This window comes from Oribacterium sp. (assembly GCF_057249185.1).
This window is the reverse complement of record NZ_DBHIGR010000145.1, coordinates 1-5,820: the sequence shown is the minus strand read 5'-3', so window position 1 is coordinate 5,820 and position 5,820 is coordinate 1. Positions and strand designations below refer to the sequence as shown.

Genomic DNA, 5,820 nt, shown 5'->3' with positions numbered 1-5,820 from the left:
GCAATCATTTCATCGGTTAAGAGACTTGCTTCCGAAGCCAGCATCCCAAGGCCCAGTCCCGGATAAATCAGGGCGTTATTTGCCTGCCCAATGATATACTCCACACCCTTATAAGAAACAGGGTCTGCCGGAATACCGGTTGCCACGAAGGCCTTTCCGTCTGACCAGGTAATCAGGTCTTCCGCCGTTGCCTCTGCCAGTTCTGTCGGATTGGACAAGGGGAAAATGCAGGGGCGCGCAGTATTCTGACACATCGCTTCCACAACTTCCTTAGTAAAGGTATTTGGCTGCGTAGAAGTACCTACAAGAATCGTCGCCTTTACCGTTCTTACTACCTCTGCCAAGTCCGTTAATTTGTCTGCATTCGGGAAATCGGAACGTTTTTTCGCAAAGGGTTTCTGCTGGGGCGTTAAATCCTCCATATCATCAAAGAGTAATCCCTGCTTATCCACCATGAAGAAACGCTGGTAAGCCTCTTCCTCGGATAAGCCCTCTCTCACCATTTCTCTGTGTACGCGGGAGGCAATACCGGCTCCTGCCGTACCCCCACCAAAACAAAGATAAACCTGATCCCTAAGCTTCTGTCCGCTGATGGCCATTGCCCCGAATACTCCGCCTAAGGTTACGATTCCTGTTCCTTGAATATCATCATTAAAGGTTGGGATCTTGGTACGATATTTTTCCAGAATATTCGCAGCGTTTCCACGGCCGAAGTCCTCCCAGTGAAGATAGAGTTTGGGGAAAAGACGCTCAGCAGTCTCTACAAATTGGTCAATAAAGTCATAGTAACGATCTCCTCTGACACGCTCGTGACGATTTCCCAAGTAGTTGGGATTGTTTCGTAGTTCTTCCCTGTTGGTACCGGCATCGATAACCAGAGGGAGAACACAGGACGGATCAATTCCTGCAGCACCGCTGTATACCATCAGCTTTCCTACGGAAATATCCACACCATTGGTGCCCCAGTCCCCTATTCCGAGAATAGCTTCCGCATCGGTTACCACAATGAGACGGATTTCCCTGTCTCCTGCGGCGTTTTTCAAGGTCTTTTCAATATTTTCCGGATGGTTAATGTCCAGATAAGCCGCATACTGAGGATCCACAAAAAGATCACTATAGCCCTCAATGGTTAACGAAACCGTGGGATCATAAACAATAGGGTTAAATTCTGCCAAATGCTTGGAAAAAAGATAGTAGAAAAGAGTACGATTGGTATTGAAAATCTGCATGAGGAAGAGACGCTTTTCCAGGTCATTTTCCTTCTTTTCCATCTGAGCATAGGTCTGTGCCGCCTGCTCTTCAATGGTCTGCACGTGGGGAGGCAAAAGTCCGATCAGTCCTAATTTCTCACGTTCCTCCATGGTAAATGCCGTCCCCTTGTTTAAAAAGGGATTGTTCAAAATTTCATGTGCTTTCATAAGATTCCTCCTACTCATTAAGGAAAAGAGCAAACTGCCCTGTGAAGATGGTCCAGCCATCCGATGTACGCACAATCTAACATCGGTATAAATAATATTCAACAACATCATAAAAAGTTTAACAGAATCTACACACTTAACAGAATGAACACAATTACAAAGCAACAAGACTAAACACTTGTTTCTATGCGGTGAAGTTTCATTACTGTCAAATAATCATTGGCAACTCTATCATACAGCTCCTGACCTTAGTATTTTTTTGCCAACTAAAATTTCACTCTAAGAAGACAAGCTATAAAATATATGAAATTGCAATGTGACTAAATTCAAGCTATAATATGGGCATAATTTGGGAGGGCATATCTATGAAAATTATTCCTATGCGAGATTTAAAAAATACGGTAGAGGTAGAAAAGCACTGCATTAAAGAACAGGGTCCTGTTTATGTTACCAAGAATGGTTACGGGCGTCTTGTGGTGATGGATATCGAGTATTATGAGAAAACCATGCAAAAGATGTATGAAGCAAAAGCTGTTATAGAGGGGCTAAAGGATTTAGAAGAGGGTAATACTAAAGACGGAGCCGATATCATTCGTAAGTTAAAGGGGAAATATGAACTCTAGATTTCAGTATCGCTTTTCCAAAAAGGCAGAAGCAGACCTGGATGAAATTCTATCCTATATTTCTATAGAGCTTTCCAATCCTGATGCCGCATCAGGCTTCTTAAAGGATTTACAAACAGTAATAGATTCCATATGTGCTATCCCTAAGATTGGAAGGATTGTAGAAAATGAATTTCTCCCGGATAGGGAAGTAAGAAAATCTCTTGTGGGAAATTATATCCTATACTACCTTCCTGACACGAGGGAAAAAATAATCTATATCCTTCGCATTCTTTATGGCCGGAGAAGCTTAGATGAACTGGTAAGAGAGATAAATAATTATTAGTAATCTCCTTAGTAATTTAATTCATCTCTTCTCCCCACTCCTTCAGAAAGTCCTGCATCAATTTATCCCTTTTCTCTGCCATTTTTCGTGCAGAAGGGGTGTTCAACTCCTTGGAAATGAGTAAAAGCTTATCATAAAAATGCTCAATGGAATTCTCCAAGCTTCTTCCGTGGCTTCCACCAAACTGAAAGCAGCGGGCAATACCGACAGCACCTATAGCTTCCAGTCGGTCTGCATCCTGTACAATTTTTCCCTCTATCGTCTCCGGAGCTTTTCCCCTGTTTTTGCTAAAGGAAACGGAATTAATGTTCTTGCAAATCTCCTCAATTACTCCTGCAGGAAGTTTCTCCTGCTCCAAAAATCTTCTGGCATTGGCATTATTTTCCGTATCGAAAAGCTTATGATCATCGCAGTCATGCAGAAGGGCAGAAAGAGCAATCATTTCCGCTTCTCCCTGTCCTTCCGCTTTAGCAATCGACATCGCATTTTTATGTACTCGCAAACTGTGGGAAAGGTCATGCCCATCCCCATTTCCCTGAAATAACTTTGTGATGTACTCTATTGCTCTTTCTATTCTAGTTTTTTCCATAAACGATATATTCCTCTATAACGCCATTGTACTATCCATAGACAAGCCGGGAAACATAATAACATTATTCACTATATTCTGCTCTGCTTCCCAGATGGTAAGCTTTTGTTGCATATTCATCCAGCTTTCTACAGAAGTCCCGGTTGCACGACTGATTCGAATCGCCATTTCCGGACTCAAGGAGACCTTCTCATGTACAAACTCGGAAAGTGCCTTTCTGCTTATTCCCAACATTCTTGCGGCTTCTGTAATAGATAGGTTTAATGGTTTCAGAACATCCTCAAGAAATACATTTCCCGGATGTGTAGGTTTTCTCTTCATGGTCTTCTCCTTCTTTCTCCTAATGGTAGTCTTGATAATCCACCAAAAAAGCATCCTGCTCCTCAAAGTAAAATGTCACTCTCCAATTTCCATTTACAGTTACAGACCATAAATCCTGCATATTCCCCTTCAATGGGTGCAGTCTATATCCCGGTAAATCCATGTCTCGTGCACATTTACTGGCATCCAGCCTGTCTAAAATTCTTGCCAACTTTGCACTATGTTCTGCTTGAATTCCCTTCTTACTTCCAGCTTCAAAGAATTCTTGTAATCCTTTATGAGCAAATGATTTAATCATAGCTTTATCGTAACCTCCCGCGTTACAAATGTCAATCTTTTCCTCCGAACTTTCGCATCTCCTCTATCAAATCGTACACCCTCTCTCCGGAAAGAATCGTGGTTTTTCTATCCTCAAAAATGGTGCCATAGCGAGCCTCCAGTTGCTTCCATCGCTCTTCCATTTCTCTTTCTTCCCGTTCTTTTTCTTCCGTGAAAATATCGGCAAAGCTAAGCTGTCTTCCCTCATTTTCCTCTAAATGGTAAAAGCCTTCCCCGATTAATCGCACCCTTCGCTTGGGAATCTGCCGCAAGAGAGCAGAGGCATTTTTATATAAGGAGAATGCGCTTTGGGTACTTTCGGAAATGAGGGCAGAACGGGTAATGGTTTTCATATCTGCAAATGTGATTTTCAAAGAAACGCCTCTTGCATAGAGCCCGTAGCGCTTCGCCCTACTCTCTACTCGAAAGGATAAAAGAAACAGCACATCATCCAAAAAGAAATAGTCTGTCACATCCTCCTGAAAAGTCATTTCTTTACTGATGCTTTGGGTGTCCTCCGGACGATAGGGCACTACCCTCCGATGGTCGATGCCGTAGGAAAGCTCCAAGAGCATTTTCCCCTGATTCCCTAGAAGGCGAAGAACTTCCTTTTCTTTTTCCTGTAAATCTTTCACGGTATAAATTCCAAAGGAATAGAGCTTTTCCGCTGTTTTCTCTCCTACCGTAAAAAGTGACCGTACGTCTCTGTCTCGCAAAAGCTCTACATAGTCTTCTCTTCTTTGAATCATAAAGAAACCGTTGGGTTTTTTCTCTTCACTGGCAGTCTTTGCCGCCGTTTTCCCATAAGCAATCCCTACTGAGCAGGTGAGCTTCAACTCTTCCTTTACCCTCCTTTGGATTTCCCGCCCGATTTTTTCCGCTTCGGAAAAATCCTTGGCCACCTCTGTTAAATCCAGATAACCCTCGTCGAGGGCAATGTATTCTACCTGCTTGGTATAGCTTTCCAAAATTTCATGGAGCTCCTCTGACACGGCCTTATACTTCTCAAAATCCGGATACAGAAAAACAGCCTTCGGGCAAAGCCGAAAGGCTTCCTTACTGTTCATGGCGGAACGCACACCGTAGCGTCTTGCTTCATAATTGCAAGTCGCCACCACTCCCCGCTCCGTAGGTTTTGCGCCGATAATCAAAGGTTTATCTTTCAAATCAGGATTATCTCGCATCTCCACGGAGGCGTAAAAGGCGTCCATATCCACATGAAGGATAATTTGATTTTCTTGATATTCAGTTTGTGATAATTCCTGCATTTCCGATATATCTTTCCTTCTACTGAAAAAGGATACTCCATTTACTTCTCTGTTTTCGTTTCTATCTTTATTTACACTTTAACTTTTCCTATGCCAAACTTCTTCAAATCCACTTTTCCGTCCTTCACTTCCACCCCGTCTTCCTCAAGGCGTTTTCTCTGCTCATCTTCACCCCCAAAGGCAAAGGCAGGCGCTAATTCTCCCTTGGAATTCACAACCCGAAAACAAGGAATATTCTCCGGATCCGGATTCTTATGTAAAGCATTTCCCACGGCACGAGACATCTTTTTATTTCCGGCCATCTCCGCAACTTCCGCATAGGTAGCCACCCTGCCTTTAGGAATCTTCTTCACTGCCTCGTAAATTCGTTTTGTGGGGGAATCGGAAATAAGAGCATAGCTTTCTGATATCATTCTTTTCAGCTCTTCCTCCGGAATACTGCCGTCTAAAATAATGCTGTTCCAATGCTCTTTATTCTGGTGATAGGCAGGCTGTACCGCAGGATAAACTCTTCTCCAAAAGTCTCTCCATTCCGGATGAACCTTTACATTAAGATTCACTAAACCATTTCTTTCGTAGATAAGCAGAAAAGCTTTTTTATTTTCCTGAAAACGAATCAGCTCCCAATCCGCTGTACGGAAAGGATGGTCTATGTAGCTATCCGGAAAGGATAGACCGAATTGAATGGCTTCTTCTTTGGTTTTCATACTTTACAATTCACTCCTATTCTTCCCATCGTTCTTTCGGCTGTTAAGTCTTCCCAAAAGTATTAAAGTATTTCTAAGACTTTTTCTTATTTTAGCAAATCCCTAATCCCTTAGATAAAGCGGAGCCTCAGTTCTTACACCCTTTGCAAAATCTCCTCTTTGCAGCGTCACAAAATCCATATAGGGAACTCGATGTAAAAGATCCCGACAGCTTTCATAGATTTCCTTAAAGCATTCATGACAATGCTCCT

General features: G+C 42.7%; 8 protein-coding genes. 2 read left to right on the top strand and 6 right to left on the bottom strand.

Annotation, left to right across the window (positions count from 1 at the left end; all coding sequences use genetic code 11):
• Positions 1–1,418: malolactic enzyme (locus tag ACO4PX_RS08125; protein ID WP_485572226.1), on the bottom strand; the 1,418-nt coding region annotated here is incomplete at its 3' end.
• A gap of 365 nt (positions 1,419–1,783) precedes the next feature.
• Between ACO4PX_RS08125 and ACO4PX_RS08120 the strand changes: the two genes are divergently transcribed.
• Together ACO4PX_RS08120 and ACO4PX_RS08115 are read left to right on the top strand one after the other, a co-directional pair.
• Positions 1,784–2,041 carry a type II toxin-antitoxin system Phd/YefM family antitoxin gene (locus ACO4PX_RS08120; protein ID WP_315365937.1) on the top strand — a complete coding sequence of 86 codons (258 nt, stop codon included), beginning with the start codon at positions 1,784–1,786 and terminating at the stop codon, positions 2,039–2,041.
• Positions 2,031–2,366: a type II toxin-antitoxin system RelE/ParE family toxin gene (locus tag ACO4PX_RS08115; protein ID WP_315365938.1), complete on the top strand. Its 336-nt coding sequence runs from the start codon at positions 2,031–2,033 to the stop codon at positions 2,364–2,366. The genes ACO4PX_RS08120 and ACO4PX_RS08115 overlap by 11 nt, the downstream gene beginning before the upstream one ends.
• Before the next feature lie 16 nt (positions 2,367–2,382).
• On the opposite strand, the gene ACO4PX_RS08110 is transcribed toward ACO4PX_RS08115, so the two are convergent.
• From ACO4PX_RS08110 to ACO4PX_RS08090, 5 genes are all read right to left on the bottom strand, one after another.
• Complete coding sequence (locus ACO4PX_RS08110; RefSeq protein WP_314670923.1) at positions 2,383–2,955, bottom strand: HD domain-containing protein; 573 nt, start codon at positions 2,953–2,955, stop codon at positions 2,383–2,385.
• Between the two features lie 15 nt (positions 2,956–2,970).
• The gene (locus ACO4PX_RS08105; protein WP_314670925.1) at positions 2,971–3,330 is read right to left on the bottom strand and encodes a HigA family addiction module antitoxin; all 360 of its coding nucleotides are present in this window, start codon (positions 3,328–3,330) and stop codon (positions 2,971–2,973) included.
• Positions 3,296–3,574, bottom strand: coding sequence for a type II toxin-antitoxin system RelE/ParE family toxin (locus ACO4PX_RS08100; RefSeq protein ID WP_485572225.1), 279 nt, complete (start codon positions 3,572–3,574; stop codon positions 3,296–3,298). Before ACO4PX_RS08100 ends, ACO4PX_RS08105 begins: the two co-directional genes overlap by 35 nt.
• Positions 3,575–3,605: 31 nt before the next feature.
• Positions 3,606–4,862: a DNA polymerase IV gene (dinB, locus tag ACO4PX_RS08095; RefSeq protein ID WP_314670929.1), complete on the bottom strand. Its 1,257-nt coding sequence runs from the start codon at positions 4,860–4,862 to the stop codon at positions 3,606–3,608.
• A 71-nt stretch (positions 4,863–4,933) separates the two neighbouring features.
• Positions 4,934–5,569 carry a methylated-DNA--[protein]-cysteine S-methyltransferase gene (locus ACO4PX_RS08090; RefSeq protein WP_455016133.1) on the bottom strand — a complete coding sequence of 212 codons (636 nt, stop codon included), beginning with the start codon at positions 5,567–5,569 and terminating at the stop codon, positions 4,934–4,936.
• Positions 5,570–5,820: the final 251 nt, after the last annotated feature.

Bases quoted from the DNA above. Each gene is read 5' to 3' on its own strand.
- ACO4PX_RS08120 (WP_315365937.1), top strand. From the start codon at position 1,784: ATGAAAATTATTCCTATGCGAGATTTAAAAAATACGGTAGAGGTAGAA.
- ACO4PX_RS08115 (WP_315365938.1), top strand. From the start codon at position 2,031: ATGAACTCTAGATTTCAGTATCGCTTTTCCAAAAAGGCAGAAGCAGAC.
- ACO4PX_RS08110 (WP_314670923.1), bottom strand. From the start codon at position 2,955: ATGGAAAAAACTAGAATAGAAAGAGCAATAGAGTACATCACAAAGTTA.
- ACO4PX_RS08105 (WP_314670925.1), bottom strand. From the start codon at position 3,330: ATGCTTTTTTGGTGGATTATCAAGACTACCATTAGGAGAAAGAAGGAG.
- ACO4PX_RS08100 (WP_485572225.1), bottom strand. From the start codon at position 3,574: ATGATTAAATCATTTGCTCATAAAGGATTACAAGAATTCTTTGAAGCT.
- dinB (WP_314670929.1), bottom strand. From the start codon at position 4,862: ATGCAGGAATTATCACAAACTGAATATCAAGAAAATCAAATTATCCTT.
- ACO4PX_RS08090 (WP_455016133.1), bottom strand. From the start codon at position 5,569: ATGAAAACCAAAGAAGAAGCCATTCAATTCGGTCTATCCTTTCCGGAT.